The 20,236-nt window shown below is 48.3% G+C and carries 20 protein-coding genes; 7 read left to right on the top strand and 13 right to left on the bottom strand.

Annotated features, from left to right (window positions below; all coding sequences use genetic code 11):
- Position 1 precedes the first annotated feature (1 nt).
- Positions 2 to 1,159, bottom strand: coding sequence for a multidrug efflux RND transporter periplasmic adaptor subunit AcrE (acrE, locus tag FQZ95_RS07570; protein ID WP_000160362.1), 1,158 nt, complete (start codon positions 1,157 to 1,159; stop codon positions 2 to 4).
- A 398-nt stretch (positions 1,160 to 1,557) separates the two neighbouring features.
- Between acrE and acrS the strand changes: the two genes are divergently transcribed.
- Positions 1,558 to 2,220, top strand: coding sequence for a multidrug efflux transporter transcriptional repressor AcrS (gene acrS / locus FQZ95_RS07565; protein WP_001129503.1), 663 nt, complete (start codon positions 1,558 to 1,560; stop codon positions 2,218 to 2,220).
- Between the two features lie 2 nt (positions 2,221 to 2,222).
- Here the strand turns inward: acrS and FQZ95_RS07560 are convergent, their stop codons facing one another.
- From FQZ95_RS07560 to FQZ95_RS07520, 9 genes are all read right to left on the bottom strand, one after another.
- Positions 2,223 to 2,402 carry a DUF2556 family protein gene (locus FQZ95_RS07560; RefSeq protein WP_001295275.1) on the bottom strand — a complete coding sequence of 60 codons (180 nt, stop codon included), beginning with the start codon at positions 2,400 to 2,402 and terminating at the stop codon, positions 2,223 to 2,225.
- Between the two features lie 83 nt (positions 2,403 to 2,485).
- Positions 2,486 to 3,370, bottom strand: a complete 885-nt coding sequence (gene yhdJ, locus FQZ95_RS07555; protein ID WP_088541795.1) for an adenine-specific DNA-methyltransferase — start codon at positions 3,368 to 3,370, stop codon at positions 2,486 to 2,488.
- Positions 3,371 to 3,455: 85 nt separating this feature from the next.
- A complete protein-coding gene (gene fis / locus FQZ95_RS07550; RefSeq protein ID WP_000462905.1) occupies positions 3,456 to 3,752 on the bottom strand; it encodes a DNA-binding transcriptional regulator Fis in 297 nt (98 codons plus the stop codon).
- A gap of 25 nt (positions 3,753 to 3,777) precedes the next feature.
- Entirely contained in the window at positions 3,778 to 4,743 is a 966-nt protein-coding gene (dusB, locus tag FQZ95_RS07545; RefSeq protein WP_001219652.1) for a tRNA dihydrouridine synthase DusB, read from the bottom strand.
- A gap of 328 nt (positions 4,744 to 5,071) precedes the next feature.
- A complete protein-coding gene (gene prmA / locus FQZ95_RS07540; protein ID WP_032185218.1) occupies positions 5,072 to 5,953 on the bottom strand; it encodes a 50S ribosomal protein L11 methyltransferase in 882 nt (293 codons plus the stop codon).
- Between the two features lie 11 nt (positions 5,954 to 5,964).
- Complete coding sequence (panF, locus tag FQZ95_RS07535) at positions 5,965 to 7,416, bottom strand: sodium/pantothenate symporter (RefSeq protein WP_001175714.1); 1,452 nt, start codon at positions 7,414 to 7,416, stop codon at positions 5,965 to 5,967.
- Entirely contained in the window at positions 7,406 to 7,648 is a 243-nt protein-coding gene (locus FQZ95_RS07530; RefSeq protein WP_000381170.1) for a YhdT family protein, read from the bottom strand. Before FQZ95_RS07530 ends, panF begins: the two co-directional genes overlap by 11 nt.
- 92 nt (positions 7,649 to 7,740) lie before the next feature.
- Positions 7,741 to 8,676, bottom strand: a complete 936-nt coding sequence (locus tag FQZ95_RS07525) for a sugar kinase (RefSeq protein WP_160530052.1) — start codon at positions 8,674 to 8,676, stop codon at positions 7,741 to 7,743.
- A 31-nt stretch (positions 8,677 to 8,707) separates the two neighbouring features.
- The gene (locus tag FQZ95_RS07520; protein ID WP_000843960.1) at positions 8,708 to 9,538 is read right to left on the bottom strand and encodes a DeoR/GlpR family DNA-binding transcription regulator; all 831 of its coding nucleotides are present in this window, start codon (positions 9,536 to 9,538) and stop codon (positions 8,708 to 8,710) included.
- A gap of 340 nt (positions 9,539 to 9,878) precedes the next feature.
- On the opposite strand from FQZ95_RS07520, the gene FQZ95_RS07515 reads away from it, so the two are divergent.
- The 6 genes from FQZ95_RS07515 to FQZ95_RS07490 are packed head-to-tail and all read left to right on the top strand — an operon-like array spanning position 9,879 to position 16,236.
- Positions 9,879 to 10,733 carry a tagatose bisphosphate family class II aldolase gene (locus FQZ95_RS07515; RefSeq protein WP_160530049.1) on the top strand — a complete coding sequence of 285 codons (855 nt, stop codon included), beginning with the start codon at positions 9,879 to 9,881 and terminating at the stop codon, positions 10,731 to 10,733.
- Positions 10,734 to 10,768: 35 nt separating this feature from the next.
- Positions 10,769 to 11,659: a substrate-binding domain-containing protein gene (locus FQZ95_RS07510; protein WP_000789631.1), complete on the top strand. Its 891-nt coding sequence runs from the start codon at positions 10,769 to 10,771 to the stop codon at positions 11,657 to 11,659.
- A gap of 60 nt (positions 11,660 to 11,719) precedes the next feature.
- Positions 11,720 to 13,219, top strand: coding sequence for a sugar ABC transporter ATP-binding protein (locus FQZ95_RS07505; protein WP_088541794.1), 1,500 nt, complete (start codon positions 11,720 to 11,722; stop codon positions 13,217 to 13,219).
- Positions 13,220 to 14,209, top strand: coding sequence for an ABC transporter permease (locus tag FQZ95_RS07500; RefSeq protein WP_105287737.1), 990 nt, complete (start codon positions 13,220 to 13,222; stop codon positions 14,207 to 14,209).
- A 21-nt stretch (positions 14,210 to 14,230) separates the two neighbouring features.
- Positions 14,231 to 15,193, top strand: coding sequence for a sugar kinase (locus FQZ95_RS07495; protein ID WP_021541366.1), 963 nt, complete (start codon positions 14,231 to 14,233; stop codon positions 15,191 to 15,193).
- Positions 15,190 to 16,236: an aldose 1-epimerase family protein gene (locus FQZ95_RS07490; protein ID WP_088541792.1), complete on the top strand. Its 1,047-nt coding sequence runs from the start codon at positions 15,190 to 15,192 to the stop codon at positions 16,234 to 16,236. The genes FQZ95_RS07495 and FQZ95_RS07490 overlap by 4 nt, the downstream gene beginning before the upstream one ends.
- A 91-nt stretch (positions 16,237 to 16,327) precedes the next feature.
- On the opposite strand, the gene accC is transcribed toward FQZ95_RS07490, so the two are convergent.
- The 3 genes from accC to acuI all read right to left on the bottom strand — a co-directional run bounded on the left by accC (position 16,328) and on the right by acuI (position 20,111).
- Complete coding sequence (gene accC, locus FQZ95_RS07485; protein WP_000884620.1) at positions 16,328 to 17,677, bottom strand: acetyl-CoA carboxylase biotin carboxylase subunit; 1,350 nt, start codon at positions 17,675 to 17,677, stop codon at positions 16,328 to 16,330.
- 10 nt (positions 17,678 to 17,687) lie between these two features.
- Entirely contained in the window at positions 17,688 to 18,158 is a 471-nt protein-coding gene (gene accB, locus FQZ95_RS07480; protein ID WP_000354622.1) for an acetyl-CoA carboxylase biotin carboxyl carrier protein, read from the bottom strand.
- 978 nt (positions 18,159 to 19,136) lie between these two features.
- Complete coding sequence (gene acuI, locus FQZ95_RS07475) at positions 19,137 to 20,111, bottom strand: acrylyl-CoA reductase (NADPH) (protein ID WP_024247450.1); 975 nt, start codon at positions 20,109 to 20,111, stop codon at positions 19,137 to 19,139.
- Positions 20,112 to 20,236 lie beyond the last annotated feature (125 nt).

Genomic DNA, 20,236 nt, shown 5'->3' with positions numbered 1-20,236 from the left:
CTTACTTCGATGCAGTATCTGCGGGGGTATCGGTAGTGGCTTTAACCTGCTCTCCCGGACGCGCTTTTTGCAGGCCGCTGACAATGACTTGATCGCCAGATTTCAGCCCTTCGCTAATCAACCATTTATCGCCAATCGCCTGGCTGGCAACGACAGGGCGCGCTTCAACCTGACTTTTATCGTTAACAATCAGCACGGTTGCATCACCACGCGGTGTGCGGCTAACGCCTTGTTGCGGGATAAGAATGGCATCAGGTTGGACGCCTTCATCAATCCGTGCGCGCACAAACATACCAGGTAAAAGCGTATGTTGCGGGTTAGGGAAGACGGCACGTAGGGTTATGGAGCCGGTGCTTTCATCAACGGTAACATCGGAGAATTGCAGCGTACCTTTCAGGGGATAGGTTTGACCGTTCTCCATGACCAACTCTACGTTGCTGGTGGCGTTCTCCTTATGCAAATTTCCTTGCTCTACGGATTGCTTCAGCCTCATAAAATCGTTGCTGGATTGGGTCACATCAACGTAGATAGGATCGAGCTGCTGGACAGTCGCCAGTTCAGTCGTTTGCCCATTAGTGACAAGAGCGCCTTCGGTCACAGTAGATTTGCCGATACGTCCGCTAATTGGCGCAGTCACTTTGGTATAAGCGAGATTGATGCGAGCGCTTTCGACCGTGGCTTTTGCGGCAATCACGGCGGCATCGGCCTGGCGAGCATCAGCAATGGCCTGGTCGTACTCCTGCTGACTGATGTATTTCGTACCCACGAGCGGAACGTAACGTTTTACCGTCAAATGCGCGATGGCGGCGGCGGCTTCACTTTTCGCCAGTTCGCCTTTCGCGCTGTCATAACTTGCCTGATAGGTCGCGGGATCGATCTGGTACAGAGACTGGCCTGCTTGCACATCGCTGCCTTCAGTGAAATTGCGACTCAGTACGATCCCGCTAACCTGTGGGCGAACTTCGGCTATACGGTAAGCATTGGTGCGGCCTGGTAATTCAGTCTTAACTTCTAACGGGGCCGTTTTCACAATATGAACGGTAACCTGCGGTTCACCGACGTGAGCTTTCTCTTCTCCCTTATCGTTACAACCGGCGATTAAAGCCGCGGAGATCAGAATAAAGGAGGGCAGGAGGAAAAACCTGGCATGTTTCGTCATTACTATTCCTCAAAAAACCAAAAGCGCGTTATTTACCTAAAAAGGCAACGCGTTAACTCGCAGAAAGAAAAATACAGTTCGCTATCCTACAAATTATCATTCGTCGATGTAAGGAATAGTTATGAATACTGGCGTCTCAAGGCACATAAACACAAAAAAAGATTAATATTTTACTGTTTTATTTTGACGCGGGTTGAAAGAGGTAGAATCAAATCCTCGTAAATTGAAATATATATTGATAGAGTGAATGTATTTTAGGTAAATAATAAACGTTATTTATTTGACGATTTATAGCAACTCAATATTAGTCTCTCGTATAAATATACATTAGGTGATAGATTAACCTTCGCTATTTTCTCATCCTGTGTCGAATATATTTATTTCCTGAATAATTAATCATGGCAAAAAGAACCAAAGCTGAAGCCCTGAAGACCCGGCAAGAACTGATTGAAACTGCCATCGCCCAGTTTGCGCAGCATGGCGTAAGCAAGACGACGCTCAACGACATTGCCGACGCCGCTAACGTTACGCGTGGCGCTATCTACTGGCACTTCGAGAACAAGACCCAACTGTTTAATGAGATGTGGTTGCAACAGCCTTCATTGCGGGAGTTAATCCAGGATCACTTGACTGCTGGGTTAGAGCATGACCCGTTTCAGCAATTGCGTGAAAAATTGATTGTTGGCTTGCAATATATTGCCAAAATTCCCCGCCAGCAGGCGTTGCTGAAAATCTTATATCACAAATGTGAATTTAATGATGAGATGCTGGCAGAGGGAGTGATACGCGAAAAGATGGGCTTTAATCCGCAGACTCTCCGCGAAGTATTGCAGGCATGTCAGCAACAAGGTTGTATAGCAAATAATCTCGATTTAGATGTTGTGATGATTATTATTGATGGTGCCTTCAGCGGAATTGTTCAAAACTGGTTAATGAATATGGCGGGTTATGATCTTTATAAACAAGCACCCGCGCTGGTCGATAACGTATTAAGAATGTTCATGCCAGATGAAAACATAACGAAATTAATTCATCAAACGAATGAATTAAGTGTCATATAAATTCACATTCTGTCCTGAAAATTCAGTTCGTCACAGTTAACCAGTTTTAGTGGATTAACTGAGTTCATATTGCGGCATTTGTCTGTTTCTGTTGCCAGCAGTTCAATCCACTGCATCAGTAAAGTATCAAACAGAAAAACGAAGACAGCGAAAACGACGAGCCACCAATACTTGCGAATCATTACCTGAGCCTGTGCATGTTTAACCAAGTCTGGCAGGAAATATACACGAAATGAATAATCTGAAAACCAGGCTTACACTTCCTTTACTTTGCAATGAGATCGGGGTCAACTTCGCTGATCCGGCTTCGTTTTGACAGGTTACTGGTCTTTCTTTTTTTCACTTTCGCCAGCTCTTCCGTGGAGTAATGTGACGCGACATCCAGCCGGCGTAGCCCCATCTTGATGTACTCACTGTTAATCTCAATACCAATAAATTTTCGCCCGGTCGCGACGGCGACGGCACCGGTGGTGAAGCTACCAGCAAACGGGTCGAGAACAATATCGCCAGGGTTGGAAGAGGCGAGAATAATGCGTTTCAGTAAGGCTTCCGGTTTTTGCGTCGGGTGGTTCTCATATTCATCCATCAAATAACGCACGCGCGGAAAATCCCAGACGTTACCTGGCACTTTTTGGTGATTGTAAGGCTGTGGAGGATTTTTGCGATAATCGATCAACGCGCGCTGCGCTCCGGTTTTGGCTTCAACCAAAATAGCATCACCGTTGAATGTGTAGTTCTTTGCGTCTTTCACCATCATCAGGATGGGTTCGTACATGGAGCCGTAGTGTTTTTTCGCCTGCACTCCAGAACTGTCATATGACCAGACGATGCGACTTTTGATGGTAAAAAGTTTGCGGCACTGGAGATCGATAAAGGGCATGTTTTCCGTGCTGTTCATGATGTACATGCTGCCCTGCTTTTTCAGAACGCGGTGGCACTCTGCAATCACTTCAAACAGCCAGTCGATAAACAGACCTTCTTTCCAGGCTTCGATCAGACCATCAAAATTTTTACCGATGTTATACGGTGGGTCGGCAAAGATTAGATCTACACTTTCGGAGGGGATCTTTTTAAGTTCGGTTAATGCATCACCCTGGATGATGGTCTTTGCTTCATTACCAAATCGGGTCGGTTCACATCCTGTTCTCATGGTCACTCCCTTTGTGACACCTATAAAAAAGGCGCTTCCCCATGCCGAGTAGCGCCTTTTTAATCAAGCATTTAGCTAACCTGAATTAGTTCATGCCGTATTTTTTCAATTTTTTACGCAGCGTACCACGGTTGATGCCCATCATCAGCGCAGCACGGGTTTGGTTACCACGGGTGTATTGCATCACCATGTCCAACAGGGGCTGTTCTACTTCAGCCAGTACCAGCTCATAGAGGTCATTCACATCCTGACCGTTCAGTTGAGCAAAATAGTTCTTCAGTGCCTGTTTAACCGAGTCACGCAGGGGTTTTTGGGTTACCTGATCCTGAGAGTTAACGGTAGAAACGGTCAGTACGTCAGAATTTACGCGTTGTTCGAACATAGTTCTGTCAGCTCTTTATTTCTGTTTACGCAAAATTTTCGAAGTATGCCTCCAACGCCTCCAGCTGTTCGCTGGCATCCTCAATGGCGTTGAATGTGCGCCGAAACTGGTCATTTGGAGCGTGTTCCTGGAGATACCAGGAAACGTGTTTACGTGCAATTCGGTACCCTTTTGCCGGACCATAAAAGTCATGCAGTTCCCGAACGTGCGCGCAAAGCAAGCGCTTAACCTCTGCCAAAGGCAGCGGGGGCAGCAACTCCCCAGTGTCCAGATAATGCTGGATTTCCCGAAAGATCCAGGGTCTTCCCTGAGCTGCGCGGCCTATCATCAGGGCATCCGCCCCTGTATAGTCGAGCACAGCTCTGGCTTTAAGCGGGTCAGTAATGTCGCCATTCGCGATAACCGGAATGGAAACTTTCTGCTTAACTGCCCGAATACTGTCGTACTCAGCTTCTCCATTGAACAAACAGGCGCGTGTACGGCCATGAATGGTCAGAGCCTGAATGCCACAGTCTTCAGCCAGTTGGGCAATCTCTTCGCAGTTACGGTGTTCCGGCGCCCAGCCGGTGCGAATCTTCAGGGTAACAGGAACGTCCACTGCATTGACGACCTCGGTAAGGATCGATTTAACGACATCCGGGTACTGCAAGAGGGCTGAACCTGCGAGCTTGCGATTCACTTTTTTAGCCGGGCAACCCATATTGATATCAATAATCTGGGCACCGCTTTCCACGTTAATACGTGCTGCATCTGCCATTTCTTTCGGATCGCTACCAGCAATTTGCACGGTGCGAATACCGGGTTCATCAATGTGCACCATCCGTAAACGAGATTTGTCGCTTTCCCAAACCTGTGGGTTAGAAGACATCATCTCGGATACTGTCAATCCGGCTCCCATCTCGTAGCACAACGTCCGAAAAGGTCTGTCTGTAATGCCAGCCATGGGCGCTGCGATCAGGCGATTTCTGAGCTGATATTGTCCGATGCGCATGAGTTAAGAAATGACCATACTGTGACTGCAAGGCGGCGTATATTACGCATTTTTTGCACGAGATGAAAGGCCAAACTTTGACCAATCCTCTGAGATGGATCAAAGAATTGCATTTAAAATGAGCGTATCGCGATAATTACTCATAAAAATCATCATATTAGAAAATAGTGACTAAAATTTACACTCCAAAAAATTTGAGTAAGTTCTCAATTTTTCTTTATGAATGAAAATTTTGGCACGCAAATCTGCGTAAATAATCGGCAAATTAACGTGCCTTTTGTGATATTGCTCGCACTTCGCTCTGCATCACTATACGGTGATGCGAAAGTTAATTCTTACGACCGGTAATGCGGCACCACTCTTCTTTTTCCACGACCGGGTCCAGAGCGAAGCTGTCGGCATAAGCTTCACAAACGCTCTCTGCCTGGCTTGCCAGAATACCGGAAAGGCCCAGCAAGCCACCTGAAACCGGCAGGACGCTGATTAACGGTGCCAGTTCACGTAATGGGCCTGCAAGGATGTTAGCGACCACCACGTCGGCTTTCATTTCTTCTGGCTGATCTTTAGGTAGGTAGAGTTCCAGACGGTCAGAAACGCCATTACGTTCGGCGTTGTCGCGGCTGGCCTGAATCGCCTGCGGATCAATATCAATACCAATGGCTTTTGCTGCACCCAGTTTCAGCGCCGCGATAGCCAGAATGCCGGAACCGCAGCCAAAGTCGATGACTGTTTTACCGGTTAAATCGAGGCTGTCGAGCCATTGCAGGCACAGAGAGGTGGTTGGATGAGTCCCTGTACCAAACGCCAGCCCTGGGTCTAACATCACGTTAACGGCGTTTTCGTCCGGCACATCACGCCAGCTTGGGCAGATCCACAGTCGTTCACCAAAGCGCATCGGGTGGAAATTATCCATCCATTCGCGCTCCCAGTCTTTATCTTCCAGTTGTTCGATTTTGTGCGCGAAGCCTGCGCCGAGCAGCGGATGATTCTCCAGAATCGCCACGACTTCATTCATGTCGGTTTCAGCATCGAACAGACCAATCACATCGGTGTCGCCCCACAGGCGCGTTTCGCCCGGAAGCGGCTCAAATACAGGCGTATCGTGGGTATCCTGAAAAGTGATAGAAACGGCACCCGCTTCCATCAGCGCATCGCTAAGTTCTTCAGCATTCGCGCCGGTAGTGTTCAGTTTCAGTTGGATCCAAGGCATGGCAAAACTCTTTATTTATCAGTAGTCAAAACGGTAGCTTGCGGGACGGATGTACCGAAACGGTTTCCGACCAGGAAAGCCAGCAAACTTAGTAGTAACGAGGGCACGATAGGGTGGAAGCCCAGGTACTGAATATTCAGCGTCGCGAGTACGGCATACAGTACGCCGCCAACGATCATCGCACTTAGCGCGCCTTTGGCGTTGGCGCGTTCCCAGTAAAGACCCAGCACCAGCGGCCACAGGAAAACGGCTTCCAGCCCACCGAAGGCCAGCAAATTCAGCCAGATGATCATTTCTGGCGGCTTCCAGGCGGCAAGCAGCAGCAACGCACCGAGAACCAACGTGATCACCGCCGACATCCGCTTCAGACGCGTCTCGTTTTGCATTTGATCCGGACGGATATTCAGATAGAGATCTTTAATGATCGTAGCGGAACTTTGCAGCAACTGGGCATTGATCGTCGACATGATCGCAGCCATAGGTGCAGCCAGGAAGATCCCGGCAGCAAACGGTGGCAGCACTTTTACCATCAACGTCGGGATCACCAGGTCCGGTACGGTGAGATCGGGGATCACCGCCCGACCTAACGCTCCGGCCAGGTGCATACCGAACATCAGGATTGCGACCACAATCGTACCGATGATGATCCCCCGATGTACGGCTTTGCTGTCTTTATAAGAGATACAGCGCACCGCAGTATGCGGCAGGCCAATCACGCCAAAACACACCAGCACCCAGAACGACGTCATAAACGCAGGTGACAGAATATCGTCAGCGCCTTGTGGCGTAACCAGTTGCGGATCGATGGTTTGCAGCGTCTCTACTGCATTGCTTAAGCCGCCAGCAGCATGGACTACGCCAATAAGCAGCACAATGGTGCCAATCAGCATCACCAACCCTTGCATGGTGTCGTTCAGCACGCTGGCGCGAAAGCCGCCAAATGCGGTGTAGAGCGCAATGCTGATGCCAAAAATCAGCAAACCTGTTTCATAAGGGATACCCGCCGCGGTTTCCAGCAGGCGCGCACCGCCGATAAACTGCACGGTCATCGCACCAACGAACGCAACCAGCAAACTCAAACTCGCCAGCCACACCAGCAGGCGACTCTGGTAGCGGGCAAACAGCATATCGTTCAGCGTCACCGCATTGTAGCGGCGCGCGAGAATCGCGAACTTCTTGCCGAGAATACCGAGCGAAAGCCAGACCGCAGGTAGCTGAATCATTGCCAGCAATACCCAACCCAGGCCGTATTTATAAGCAGCTCCTGGCCCGCCGATAAACGAACTGGCACTGATATAGGTCGCGGTGAGCGTCATCGCCAGCACAATACCGCCCATAGAGCGGCTACCGAGGAAATACTCATTAAGGAAGGTGCCGGTGCTCCGTTTACGCATCGCATAAACAGAGATACCGAACACCACCACCAGATAGGCGACCAGCGGTAGAATCACTTCAAGCTGCATCGTCATCCTCCAGTGGGATATCGCGATAGATAAATTTCACCATCGCCCAGCACAGTCCAATAAACAGCAGCGGCGTCAGGATGCAGGCCATCTCAAACCAGCGCGGAAAGCCGGTAAAACCGGGGGCAACGCCAGGTAAGTAAGCGGCTACTAACCATACCGCCAGATACAAAAGGGTCAGCCCCAGCGCCCAGCGCGCCTCTTTATGGGCCTGAACAAAACGAGTGTCCACGGAAGGGGTCCTCCTCATGGGGGGATACGAGAAACGGGCAATTCTACGGCAAGTCTTCAGGCAGGGAAAATAATCTGACAGAAAATTGCCGTTCAGTGCTGCTGCAAAAAGTCTTCAATGTCAGCCAGTGAGGATACCCCTTCCATCGGACCTTGCCGCATTACCGCGAGCGCGCCGCTGGCATTTGCATATTGCAGCGCCTTGTGTGCCGGGATACCGGATAAGAAAAGAGTGACAAACGTTGCGCCAAAGCAGTCGCCTGCACCCGTTGGATCGATTATTTCGATATCGTGGCCTGCAACATGCTTGGCGTGTAATGTTCCGTTTTTAAGCTTGTAATAGCTGGCCCCACGCTGGGCGCGTTTTATCGCCACATGTTTTACGCCGCCGTGGAGAAGATCGCTAACAATCTGTTCTTCTGACAGATTTTTGTGACGCGCGAAGAAAGGGAGTTCGCTTTCGCTGGGGATAAAAATATCCGTATATTCAATCAAATAATCGAGAGCCTGCGCCATTTCAGGAATACTCAGCATCTCTTTGCGAATATTGGGATCGAAAGAAACGGTGCCGCCAGCCGATTTGATCGTCGTTATTGCTTTACGCATGACATCGATCATGCGAAATGAGAACAATGATGAGCCCACAATATGCAGATGGTTACACTGTTTTAGCAGATCCTTATCAATGTGCTCGGCAGTAAACAAACCGCAGGCGCTGTTAGGGATATTAAAGACGAAATCCCGCTGCTGGGGATTTTGATAACTCACGAATGCCGTACCTGTTACGGCATTGTTCATAACATGGATCCCATCGGTAATGACACCTTCATGACGGAGGCGCTCTATAATGAGTCGGCCAAAATCATCATTACCAACACATCCGAAGAAGATGGCCCGATGGGACAGTTTTGCCACCTGAGCAGCAAAAATTGCTGGTGCACCGCTGGGAAATGGCCCGATAAACTCCCCAGGCTGAGTGAATTTTTGATGTGGGTTGCGGGACAAAAACTCGGCCAGCAATTCGCCCATAGCGCAGATAGTTATTGTCACAAAACCCCTCTCATTCCTGAAGCCTTTCGCGATTGGACCAGGTAAAGCACTCATTACTGGTATAAAGGATAACGAAATCAGCCGACTGCAATTGTTGCTGATATTGTTCGTTAATGCTGCGGCTGACAATCACATTTTCTGCCTGATGCAAATGCCCGATAGCAGCCGTTGATGGCGCAGGATCGGCGGCAACGATAACTGTCTTATTCTGGGCATGATCGAAACAGAGCTGCCAGGCAGCGGCAAGTCTGGGAACGTTGATATTTAAAGTACCATCAGCATCCAGATGGCTGATTTCCAGAATGCTGTGTGTAATGGTGAAATGCTGAAGTGCCTGTTCGAGCGGTTTTCCGGCCAGTGCGGTGTCGGGGCGCAGCATTTCACTGCCAGCCAGTATTATTTCGCCATCAATAAACTGATTTGCCAGCAGCGCATGTTCGGGATCGTTGGTGATCAGACGCAGTTTTTTCACTTCGCTGAGCAAGGGAATGATCTTACGGCAGATTGTCCCATGTCCAAGAAATAGCGTGTCACGATCGCGAATTAACCGTGCGCAATGTCGTGCTATTTCCATTTGTTGTGCCAGAGACAATGGCGCGATCGGTTGTATCGCTTCTGGTTCAGAGGAGAGTGGTGTCGCAATAGCACCGCCAAATGATCGCTTTAAATATCCCTGTTGCTCCAGATAACTGAGATCGCCGCGGATCGTCACGCCAGAGACACCAAGTTGCGCAGATAAGTCATCAACTTTGATTTCACCCTGGGCGGCAACAATTTCTGCAATTTTTAATCTGCGTTTCAGTAGGTTAGACGATTTTCTCGGCACGTTAACACTCTTCATTGGCCTTTAATGCGTAACACTATAGCCCCTTGTATTTTTCTTTGAAAGTTACCCTTCAATAATATCGACAATTCGAAAATAAAAGCATAGGGCAAAAATTGCAGCAAAAATAGCTTAATGCATTGAAAATAAATGAATATTTCCATATCTGTCCAAAGGCATCATTGGTTTCATTTTCAAAGTGAAAAATAAATTAAGTTATTTTTTGTAAGTTATTTTGATGATATTCGACATGCATCACGCTTTTTACCGCTTTTGCTGTGCTAGTTTGCTTTCAAAATGAAAGTGAAGATTCTCTTTCTTCATTTTGTAAGGTGAACGACAAATATCAGGAGCTGCGATGTACATCATTTCAAGCAAAAACATGCTGAAAAAAGCCCAGTCAGAGGGATATGCCGTCCCTGCTTTCAACATTCATAACCTTGAAACTTTACAGGTAGTTGTTGAGAGCGCTGCACAACTTCGCTCTCCCGTTATGCTGGCGGGAACACCGGGTACTTATCGTTATGGCGGCGTGGGAAGTTTGATTTCGTTAGTACAATCGCTGGCTCGCGAGTACAACCTACCGTTAGTCCTGCATCTCGATCATCATGAAGAGTGTGATGACATTTTTAACAAGGTCCGCGCAGGGATCCGTTCTGTCATGATTGATGGTTCCCATTTGCCATTTGAAGACAACATTGCGCGAGTGCAAGAAGTTACCGCCTTTTGCCATCGCTTTGATGTTAGCGTTGAGGCCGAGCTAGGGCGTCTTGGCGGTCAGGAGGACGATCTGCTGGTGGATGAAAAAGATTCAGCTTATACCTCACCAGCCGCAGCTGCAGAGTTTGTTCAACGTACCCAAATTGACTCTCTGGCGGTAGCAATAGGCACTGCACATGGTTTATATGCGCATGAACCACGTCTGGATATTGTGCGGCTGGAACAAATTCGCCAGCTGGTAGAAATTCCGCTGGTGTTGCATGGAGCTTCAGGCCTATCGGAACAGGACGTTCAGCTCTGTATTCGCCACGGTATTTGTAAAGTAAATGTCGCGACAGAATTGAAAATTGCGTTTGCCGATGCGTTAAAAGGATATTTCTACAACAATCCTGCGGCAAATGATCCTCGCCACTATATGCAGCCCGCAAAGGCCGCCATGAAAGAAGTCGTAACTCGTATTATTGGCGTCTGTGGTAGTGAAGGAAAAATTTAATACGTTGTACCCTACAAAAACAATGAGGATTGTTTATGAAAAATATTAAATTACTTGGTTCAGCTATGTTGGTGAGCCTGGCATTGTTCTCGCAAAGTTCATTGGCAAAAGAGTATAAAATTGGAGCTTCATTATTAACACAGCAACACCCTTTTTATATCGACCTCGCAAATGCAATGAAAGAAGAGGCGAAAAAAGACAATGTCAATTTAAGTGTCTCTATTGCCAATCAGGATTTAAACAAACAGCTTTCTGATGTTGAGGATTTTATTACTAAAAAGGTAGATGCCATTATTATCTCTCCGGTCGATTCGAAAGGTGTCCAGGCAGCGATAATTAAAGCCGATAAGGCTGGTATTCCCGTTATCACCGTTGACGTTGCCGCGGAAGGCGTTCCGGTCGTATCGCATGTTGCGACCGATAATTACGCGGGAGGCGTTGAAGCTGGTAAGTTAATGGGCAAACTTTTGAATGGTAAAGGTACTGTAGCCATTATTTCTTATCCTGCACTACAATCGGTGGTTGCACGCGTTGATGGCTTTAAGAAAGGATTAAGCGATACGCCGGATATTAAAATTGTTGCGGAACAGCCTGGTATTACGCGCGCTGAAGCGTTAACGACTGCGCAAAATATTATGCAGGCCAACGCCAACCTGAATGGTCTGTTTGGCTTTGGTGATGATGCGGCGTTGGCAGCGGTTATCGCAGCGAAATCTGCGCATAACGACAACATCAAAATCATTGGTTTTGACGGCATGAAAGAAGCGCGTGATGCCGTTGACAGTGAAAAAACGTTTGCGGCCGTGATTCGGCAATATCCCGATCAAATGGGTGCTAAAGCCATTGATGCCGCTGTTGATCACCTCAATGGTAAACCGGTAGAGAAAATGATCCCGGTACAACCCGGCGTTTATACAGGTAAATAATAAACATCTTCATTTCACAACAAAACGTTATCGACGTTTTGTTGTGACACCGAGGTCATTATGACGGATGTTATTCTTGATGTTTCGCATATTGCGAAGACATTTGGTCATGTTCAGGCATTAAAAGATATTACACTCTCTTTACGTAAAGGGCGGGTACATACTTTATTAGGTGAGAATGGTGCCGGTAAATCGACATTAATGAAAATACTCGCCGGTGTTTATCCGCCAACCCAGGGAACAATAAAACTACGTGGTGAAACTATCACAATTAATAATCCGCAGCATTCACGTCAGTTAGGGATTGCTATTATTTTTCAGGAACTGAGCCTGAGTAATAATATGACCGTGGCGGAAAATATTTATGCCAATAATGAACCGCGACGTTTTGGCATTATTAACGATAAAAAAATGCTCGCAGATTGCCAGAATCTCCTCGCGGAACTGGGCATCCCACTGGATCCGCTGGAAATGGTCGGCAATATGTCGATGGCACATAGGCAACTGGTAGAAATTGCCAAAGCCTTAAGCTATGCAGCAGATGTCGTGATTATGGATGAACCGACATCTTCGCTAAGTGATAATGAAGCAGAGATTCTGTTCAACATTATTGAGAAATTAAAGCAGCGAGGTTGTGCGGTTATTTATATCTCTCATCGCATGGATGAAATTATGCGGATTTCAGATGATATTTCGGTGATCCGCGACGGTGAGTATATCGCTACGCATGAAAAGAAAAACAGTGATATCCAGCATTTGATTGCCCAAATGGTTGGTCGGGAAATGAAAAATATTTGGCCAGCACGTCTTGGGGAAAAGCCGGATGAAAATGTTCCTGCAAAACTGGAAGTAAAAAACCTTTCCCATCCTTCGCTTTTTAAAGAGGTCAGTTTCGCTGTGCGTCCGGGTGAAGTTCTGGGATTTTTCGGCCTGGTGGGGGCTGGGCGTTCCGATGTGATGAAGGCGCTTTTTGGTCTCATTTCGTATCACGGGACAGTGTTGATCGATGGCAAGGAAGTCAGGATCGCTAATCCCAAACAGGCCATTGATCATGGCATTGCATTTGTGACCGAAAACCGCAAGGAAGAAGGGTTAGTGCTGATGCACGACGTCAATATGAACACGCACCACGTGGCGTTTCAATATAACGCTTCGCGGATGGGACTCATCAATCACCGACAAGAAGAGACGAAGACGCTGCAATCTATTGCCAGAATGAATACTAAAGTGAGTTCTGTACATCAGGCTGTGGGGGCGCTAAGCGGCGGTAATCAACAGAAAATCGTGTTATCGAAGTGGCTGGAGAAAACTCCACGTATTTTATTGCTCGATGAGCCTACGCGCGGAGTGGATGTCGGCGCAAAATTTGAAATCTATAACGTGATACGTCAACTGGCTGCGGCAGGAACAGCAATTATTCTGGTGTCCTCTGAACTGCCTGAAGTCATGGCACTTAGTGATCGTCTGGTGGTAATGCGTAATAAAACGATTGCCGATATTTATTCATGTGAAAATTTAACGCAGACACAGGTAATGACCGCTGCAACAGGAGTACGTTAAATGACAGAGAAAACTCTTGCCAGTCCGAAACCTTCGGAAATTCCCATTGCAAATAATTTTAAAAAAGTCTTCAGGCAATATGGCGGTATCCTCAGTGGAATGGTGGTGTTAATCATTCTGTTCAGTTTTATTAATGACAGTTTTTTTACTGCCAATAACATTACTAATATTATTCTTCAGGTTTCGATAATTGCAATTACCGCCTATGGAATGACTTATGTACTTTTGCTTGGCGATATTGATTTATCGGTCGGTTCAACCATTGCATTGATTGGCACATTTGCTGCGCTTGGGGCTTCATGGGGAATTCCATTTATTTTATTGGTCCCATTATCCATTATTGTAGCCCTGGCTCTGGGGATGATAAATGGTGGCTTGACGGCTATAGCGGGTATCCCTTCGTTTATTGTCACCGTTGCTACAATGGGGATCTTCCGTGGTATCGCTTATATAGTGACCGATGGTATGCCCATCATGATTAAAGATGATGCCTTTCTGGCGCTGGGGAATGGAGAATTTCTCTATATACCGATTCCTATCTGGATATTAATCATCTTATTGCTGATTAACCACTTCATTCTTACTAAAACAACCTTTGGACGAAAAATTTATATCACTGGTGGTAATAAAGAAGCGGCAGTCTATTCAGGGATAAATGTCACCCGCTTGAAAATTAAAGTCTTTATGATTACAGCCGTGCTGGCAGGTATCAGCGGGATGATCCTCGCCTCACGCCTCTATTCCGGGCAACCGAATTCCGCGTTGAGCTACGAACTGGATGCTATTGCCGCGGCTGTACTGGGAGGCACCAGCCTGAACGGCGGCTATGGAACCGTGGTGGGGACGGTGATCGGCGCATTAACCATCGGCGTTATTAATAATGGCATGAACTTAATGAATGTTCCCTATTTTTACCAGATGGTGGTTAAAGGATTAGTCATTCTTGTAGCCGTTTATTTTGACGTAAGAAATAAAAGAAAACGCAGCTAATCATTTCAAGGAATTAATCATATGAGTAAGGTCTTCACAATTGGAGAAATTCTGGTTGAAATTATGGCGAGTAAAATCGGCCAGCCATTTGATCAACCAGGTATCTGGAACGGCCCTTATCCCAGTGGTGCGCCCGCTATTTTTATCGACCAGGTGACACGTCTTGGCGTTCCGTGCGGCATCATTAGCTGTGTGGGGAATGATGGCTTTGGTGATATTAATATACATCGTTTGGCTGCTGATGGTGTGGATATCAGGGGGATTTCAGTCTTACCTCTGGAAGCCACCGGTAGCGCCTTTGTTACTTATCATAACTCTGGCGATCGTGATTTTATTTTTAATATCAAGAATGCCGCTTGCGGTAAATTATCGGCGCAGCATGTTGATGAAAATATTCTGAAGGACTGTACCCATTTTCATATTATGGGTTCATCCCTGTTTTCATTCCATATGGTAGACGCAGTAAAGAAAGCGGTAACCATTGTAAAGGAGAATGGTGGCGTTATTTCTTTCGACCCTAATATTCGGAAAGAGATGCTCGATATTCCAGAAATGCGTGACGCCCTCCACTTTGTTCTTGAGTTAACAGATATCTATATGCCCAGCGAGGGAGAAGTGTTGCTCTTGTCGCCACACTCGACACCGGAGCGTGCAATCGCTGGTTTTCTTGAAGAAGGTGTTAAAGAGGTGATTGTGAAGCGCGGCAATCAAGGTGCCAGTTACTACTCCGCGAATGAGCAGTTTCATGTTGAGAGCTATCCGGTGGATGAAGTTGACCCGACCGGTGCGGGAGACTGCTTTGGTGGCGCGTGGATTGCCTGCCGCCAGCTAGGGTTTGACGCCCATCGGGCATTACAATATGCCAACGCCTGCGGTGCACTGGCGGTAACCCGACGTGGCCCAATGGAGGGAACGTCTCGCCTTGCGGAAATCGAAGCGTTCATCCAGCGCCATGACATGTCCATTCGGGAAGCAGCACAATGAAAAACGAAATTTGGTCGTGGATTGGCGATCTCTCGCAGGTTGCCGGAATTAAACACTATGAGTTACGTAGTGGCAGATCAAAGGGGACAGAAGCGTTTGATGTCCGTACTGGTGCGGGATTGGCATTTACGGTGGTAAAAGATCGCGCGCTGGATATTGCATGGGCCAGCTACAAGGACACTGCGCTCTCTTTTATCACCCCCAACGGCATTGTCGCCCCCGCTTTTTTTGAGTCTCAGGGCAACGGGTTTTTACGTAGCTTCTACGCGGGGTTACTGACTACCTGCGGACTTAGCTACATTGGCACGCCCTGTGAGGATAACGGAGAAACGCTGGGGTTACACGGGCGTTTGGCTGCGACTCCAGCAGAAGAGGTGGGGTATCGCACAGAACGGACCGACGACGGCATTGAATTTGTCATCAATGGCAAAGTACGGGAAACACGATTGTTCGGTGAAAATCTGACGCTGGAAAGGACCATTCGCTGCCGTTATGGCGAAAATGTGCTGCGCATTGAAGACAAGGTGACTAATCATGGTTTCACCCGCCAGCCGCTGCAAATTCTTTATCACTTTAATTACGGCTGGCCTTTATTATCGCCACAGGCAGAAATCTTGCTGTCGGCTAACAGCGTAACGCCACGGACCCCACATGCGGCGGAAGGGTTAGCCAGTCATCTGGAAATTTGTACTCCGCAGCCCGGTTTTGACGAGCAGGTTTACTATCTCACGTTGAATAGCGACAGTCACGGGATGAGTAAAGTTGCGCTGGTGAACGCTGAACTGGGGTGGGGAATTTACGAAAAATTCGACACCTTGCAGCTACCCAACTTTATTCAGTGGAAAAATTTAGGTGCGGGCGAATATGTTATGGGGCTGGAGGTCAGTAATAGTTTTCCTGACGGGCGTGATAAAGAACGAGCGCAGGGACGTCTGCCCTTTATTCAGCCGGGTGAAACAAAGACATACTGTTTTGAGCTGGGAATTGTTGAAGGCGATGCTGAAATTAGCGCGTTGAAAGCGGAAATTGCAGGCTACCGTTAGTTAACGGTAATAAAAACGCCGGGCAGCCTTAACAGGCCCGGCGTTAATTACGTTCTTTGCTAAGCGCGATGAAAACACCGCGCGACACAAATTATTTTTCCTGAAGACCGAGTTTTTTCTCCAGATAGTGGATGTTAGTGCCACCATGCTGGAAGTTCTCGTCATTCATGATGCGAATCTGCAGATCAACGTTGGTTTTGATACCATCGATGATCAGCTCCTGCAGCGCATTCTTCATGCGGGCAATCGCTACGTCACGGTTTTCACCGTAGCAAATCAGCTTACCGATCATTGAGTCATAGTACGGCGGTACGGTGTAGCCCGCGTAGATATGAGACTCCCAACGCACGCCAAAACCGCCAGGTGCATGGAAACGGGTGATTTTGCCCGGACTTGGCAGGAAGGTGTTCGGATCTTCGGCGTTAATACGGCATTCCACCGCATGGCCGCGAACGTGAACTTCTTCTTGCTTGATCGACAGTGGCTGACCAGCAGCAATACGCAGTTGTTCTTTGATCAGGTCAACACCGGTGATCATTTCAGTAACCGGGTGTTCTACCTGAATACGGGTGTTCATTTCGATGAAATAGAACTCGCCGTTTTCGAACAGAAACTCGAAAGTACCTGCACCGCGATAGCCGATATCAACACACGCTTTAGCACAACGTTCACCGATGTAGCGACGCAGTTCCGGGGTAATGCCCGGTGCTGGCGCTTCTTCGACCACTTTCTGGTGACGACGCTGCATAGAGCAGTCACGTTCCGCCAGATAGATAGCGTTGCCCTGACCGTCCGCCAGTACCTGGATCTCGACGTGGCGAGGATTTTCCAGGTATTTCTCCATGTAAACCATGTCGTTATTGAAAGCGGCTTTCGCTTCCGCACGGGTCATGGAGATGGATTGCGCCAGTTCAGCGTCGCCGCGTACTACACGCATACCACGACCGCCGCCGCCGCCGGAGGCTTTGATAATCACCGGGTAACCAATGCGTTTTGCAATGGCGCGGTTTTTATCCATATCGTCGCCCAGCGGGCCGTCAGAACCCGGTACGCAAGGAACGCCAGCTTTTTTCATCGCGGCGATTGCGGATACTTTGTCACCCATCAGGCGAATGGTGTCTGCTTTCGGGCCGATGAAGATAAAGCCGGAGCGTTCAACCTGCTCGGCAAAATTGGCGTTCTCGGAGAGGAAGCCGTAACCCGGATGGATTGCTACTGCGCCGGTGATTTCAGCGGCGCTGATGATTGCCGGGATGTTCAGATAACTTTTTACTGACGGAGCAGGGCCGATACAGACCGTTTCATCTGCCAATAATACGTGTTTTAGATCGCGATCCGCGCTGGAGTGCACAGCGACAGTCTTGATGCCCAGTTCTTTACAGGCACGAAGAATACGCAATGCAATCTCGCCGCGGTTGGCAATAACAATTTTATCCAGCATGTTCGCCTCGTTACTCGATGACGACCAGCGGCTCGTCAAATTCTACCGGTTGTCCACTTTCGACCAGAATTGCTTTCACGGTACCGGATTTGTCCGCTTCGATCTGGTTCATCATTTTCATGGCTTCAACGATGCACAGGGTATCGCCCACGTTGACTTTCTGACCCACTTCGATGAACGCTTTTGCGTCCGGGCTTGGGGTGCGGTAGAAAGTACCAACCATCGGGGAACGTACGATGTGACCACTGATTTCCGCTGCTGCTGGCGCTTCCATGGAAGGAACGGTCGCCGGAGCGGCTGCGTTAGATTGAGCTGGCTGCTGCATCATTGGTGCAGCGTAAGCTTGTTGCATCACAGGGAAACTTGCGGCAGGAGCTGCACGGCTGATGCGTACTGACTCTTCGCCTTCGGAGATTTCCAGTTCGGAGATGCCTGATTCTTCAACCAGCTCGATCAGTTTTTTAATCTTACGAATATCCATGAGTGGGTTCCGTACTCTTTGTTTAGTGTGATTGTGACAGGCGTTTCACCGCCGTCTGTAAAGCGTATGCCCCGACAGCTGTATGCATAGCGATAAATTCCAGCAGGCCGGGACGCCGGTCTATTTTGCCCCAGAGTGTCAATGTTTAGACTTGACGGACATTGTGCAGCGATCTGCTGCTATCCTCCGGCAAAAAACAAAATATACCTTCGTTGCGCCAATGTCACCTTTTCCGCAGCGCAAAAACTGCGTCAGGGAGGACGAGGTCGCACATTATAACGATTTCGTAGCAATTGGCAGCTAAATACTGGTCTTATCAGGGAAGATAATCAACAGCTAACATGTAAATAACCTTCAACACCGTGTAATTTGCAACAAGCCGCACAATTCACGAAATTAGCGCTATCGTCGACGGAACTTCTTATAACGTAAGGCTAAAAGCTGTAAAGCCAGCCCTGCGAAGATGAGGGGCTGCAATGAGATGATCCTCACAGACCACAAATAATGTAGGGATGCCAGGATCGCGACAAGATAGACGACATTACGCAGCGGTTGCTGGTGATTACTCAATTTTCACGGCATCGTCCGGATAGACGTCAATGCTAAAGCACGCAAAATCAACAAACTGACAATGCTCAGCATCAAATACGTTCGAGTGGTTAATTTGTAGGCAAATAAAATCAGATTATTCACCCCATGGTACCAGAAATCAGTAACAGGTTAAGCGTAGCGTCGCCCAGGCAAAGCACCATAAACCTAACAGGCGACGGAGGCGTATCAATAATGGCTGTTTAGTGGAGTAACAGTGCGCATCAATTTATGGTCAGTCGAAATCATGACTTTCCAGTTTGGATTATGTTGTACAACTTCCTGACCAAGGTGTTCGACGAAAGCTGTCCGGCTAACCGCCTTTCCCGTTAATCGATTGAATAATGATTTCAAAATGAGTTCCCTCTCTTATTATTCCCTGCTAAATGGTTAGTTAACCTTCACCAGCGTGCGACCCTGGATCTGGTTATTAATGATGGCCTCGGCAAATTTCGGTGCTTCTGCCAGAGATATCTCTTTTGCCGCCTGGGTATAGAATGATTCCGGTAAATCGGCGACCAGTCGCTGCCAGGCTTGTGCGCGGCGTGCTGGTGGCGTCATCACTGAATCCACCCCTTGTAAACGGACATTACGCAGAATAAATGGCATGACCGTTGTTGGCAGAGTAAAACCACCCGCCAGACCACAAGCCGCCACGCAGCCGCCGTAATTCATTTGCGCCAGCACTTTCGCCAGCACTTTGTCGCCGACGGTGTCAATTGCTCCAGCCCAGACTTGTTTTTCCAGAGGACGGGATTCGGCAAACTCATCGCGAGGAAGAATACGGCTGGCTCCTAAACTTTTCAGATATTCATGGGTACTTTCGCGACCAGAAACGGCAACGACCTGATAACCCAATTTATGCAGCAGCGCCACAGCGGTACTACCGACGCCACCACTGGCACCCGTCACGACAATCTCGCCGTCCTGCGGGCGAACACCGGCATCTTCCAGCGCCATCACACACAGCATGGCGGTAAAACCGGCAGTACCGATAATCATTGCTTTACGCGCGTCCAGCCCTTGCGGCATGGCAACCAGCCAGTCACCTTTCACTCGCGCCTGCTCCGCCAGCCCACCCCAGTGGTTTTCACCAACGCCCCAGCCAGTGAGTAATACGTCCTGACCGGCATGAAAACGCGGATCTTCGCTGGTGCGTACAGTTCCGGCAAAATCGATCCCAGGAATCATCGGAAAATTACGGATGATTTTTCCCTTACCGGTAATTGCCAGCGCATCTTTGTAGTTCAGGCTCGACCAGTGAACATCAACCGTGACATCGCCCTCCGGCAGGCGACTTTCGTCCAGAGTCTGTACCGATGCGAGAGTTTTGCCGTCCTGCTGTTCTAAAAGTAACGCCTGCATAAGTGGTCCTCATGTGCATGATGGATTGGAAAATAATTTCTGAAGACTATACTCGCTAATGGAAAAGCAAAGCCGATGAAGCGCAATAAATTGCGAGATAAATCTGATTTGCTAGTATGCCCGCT

It is taken from the genome of Escherichia sp. HH41S, assembly GCF_009820115.1.
GTDB lineage: Bacteria > Pseudomonadota > Gammaproteobacteria > Enterobacterales > Enterobacteriaceae > Escherichia > Escherichia coli_F.
This window is presented reverse-complemented; position numbering and strand designations above follow the sequence as displayed.

What these genes read in the sequence shown, in the direction of transcription:
- FQZ95_RS07520 (WP_000843960.1), bottom strand. Translation starts at nt 9,538, where the DNA reads ATGAAGAGTGTTAACGTGCCGAGAAAATCGTCTAACCTACTGAAACGC.
- acrE (WP_000160362.1), bottom strand. Translation starts at nt 1,159, where the DNA reads ATGACGAAACATGCCAGGTTTTTCCTCCTGCCCTCCTTTATTCTGATC.
- FQZ95_RS07560 (WP_001295275.1), bottom strand. Translation starts at nt 2,402, where the DNA reads ATGATTCGCAAGTATTGGTGGCTCGTCGTTTTCGCTGTCTTCGTTTTT.
- FQZ95_RS07510 (WP_000789631.1), top strand. Translation starts at nt 10,769, where the DNA reads ATGAAAAATATTAAATTACTTGGTTCAGCTATGTTGGTGAGCCTGGCA.
- fis (WP_000462905.1), bottom strand. Translation starts at nt 3,752, where the DNA reads ATGTTCGAACAACGCGTAAATTCTGACGTACTGACCGTTTCTACCGTT.
- acuI (WP_024247450.1), bottom strand. Translation starts at nt 20,111, where the DNA reads ATGCAGGCGTTACTTTTAGAACAGCAGGACGGCAAAACTCTCGCATCG.
- FQZ95_RS07525 (WP_160530052.1), bottom strand. Translation starts at nt 8,676, where the DNA reads ATGGGCGAATTGCTGGCCGAGTTTTTGTCCCGCAACCCACATCAAAAA.
- accB (WP_000354622.1), bottom strand. Translation starts at nt 18,158, where the DNA reads ATGGATATTCGTAAGATTAAAAAACTGATCGAGCTGGTTGAAGAATCA.
- panF (WP_001175714.1), bottom strand. Translation starts at nt 7,416, where the DNA reads ATGCAGCTTGAAGTGATTCTACCGCTGGTCGCCTATCTGGTGGTGGTG.
- FQZ95_RS07505 (WP_088541794.1), top strand. Translation starts at nt 11,720, where the DNA reads ATGACGGATGTTATTCTTGATGTTTCGCATATTGCGAAGACATTTGGT.
- yhdJ (WP_088541795.1), bottom strand. Translation starts at nt 3,370, where the DNA reads ATGAGAACAGGATGTGAACCGACCCGATTTGGTAATGAAGCAAAGACC.
- FQZ95_RS07495 (WP_021541366.1), top strand. Translation starts at nt 14,231, where the DNA reads ATGAGTAAGGTCTTCACAATTGGAGAAATTCTGGTTGAAATTATGGCG.
- FQZ95_RS07500 (WP_105287737.1), top strand. Translation starts at nt 13,220, where the DNA reads ATGACAGAGAAAACTCTTGCCAGTCCGAAACCTTCGGAAATTCCCATT.
- dusB (WP_001219652.1), bottom strand. Translation starts at nt 4,743, where the DNA reads ATGCGCATCGGACAATATCAGCTCAGAAATCGCCTGATCGCAGCGCCC.
- FQZ95_RS07515 (WP_160530049.1), top strand. Translation starts at nt 9,879, where the DNA reads ATGTACATCATTTCAAGCAAAAACATGCTGAAAAAAGCCCAGTCAGAG.
- FQZ95_RS07490 (WP_088541792.1), top strand. Translation starts at nt 15,190, where the DNA reads ATGAAAAACGAAATTTGGTCGTGGATTGGCGATCTCTCGCAGGTTGCC.
- accC (WP_000884620.1), bottom strand. Translation starts at nt 17,677, where the DNA reads ATGCTGGATAAAATTGTTATTGCCAACCGCGGCGAGATTGCATTGCGT.
- acrS (WP_001129503.1), top strand. Translation starts at nt 1,558, where the DNA reads ATGGCAAAAAGAACCAAAGCTGAAGCCCTGAAGACCCGGCAAGAACTG.
- prmA (WP_032185218.1), bottom strand. Translation starts at nt 5,953, where the DNA reads ATGCCTTGGATCCAACTGAAACTGAACACTACCGGCGCGAATGCTGAA.